1 protein-coding gene is annotated in these 644 nt (G+C 64.3%); it reads right to left on the bottom strand.

What is annotated here, in order from left to right; genetic code table 11:
• A partial coding sequence (locus SO140_RS46345; RefSeq protein WP_498544256.1) for a helicase-related protein occupies positions 1 to 626 on the bottom strand: 626 nt, incomplete at its 3' end.
• Between the last annotated feature and the right edge of the window lie 18 nt (positions 627 to 644).

Genomic DNA, 644 nt, shown 5'->3' with positions numbered 1-644 from the left:
GGATCATGGCACCCCCATTGCAGCAATTCGAGCCAGAAGCCGGTGAGATCGCTCTGTAAAATTTGCGGTTCGGTATGTTCGGCCGCACGCTGCGCCTGCTCTTTGGCGAACAGGTGCCAGCAAAGGCCCGGCTCCAGGCGCCCGGCGCGCCCGGCACGCTGCACCATCGAGGCCTGACTGATGCGCTGCGTCGCCAGCCGCGTCAAACCGTTGCGCACGTCGTAACGCGCCACGCGTTCCAGGCCGCTGTCCACCACCAGCCGGATACCCTCGATCGTCAGGCTGGTTTCGGCGATGTTGGTCGCCAGCACCACCTTGCGGCGGCCAGGTGCCGCCGGCTGAATCGCTTTTTGCTGTTGCGCCAAAGGCAGGGCACCATACAGCGGGCAAAGATCGGTATCGCTCGCCACCTCGCCGGTCAATCGCTCCAGCACCCGATTGATCTCCGCTACGCCCGGCAGGAACAACAGCAAAGACCCCGGCTGTTCGGCCAGCAGACGCTTCACCGCCGCCGCTACGCCATCCTCCAGCCGCTGATGGCTGGCCAACGGCTGATATAAACGTTCAACCGGAAAGCTGCGTCCCTCTGACACCACCACCGGTGCCTGCGGCAACAGCTGCGTCATACGGACGTTGTCCAGCGT

It is taken from the genome of Bradyrhizobium sp. UFLA05-108 (assembly GCF_059803455.1).
This window is presented reverse-complemented; position numbering and strand designations above follow the sequence as displayed.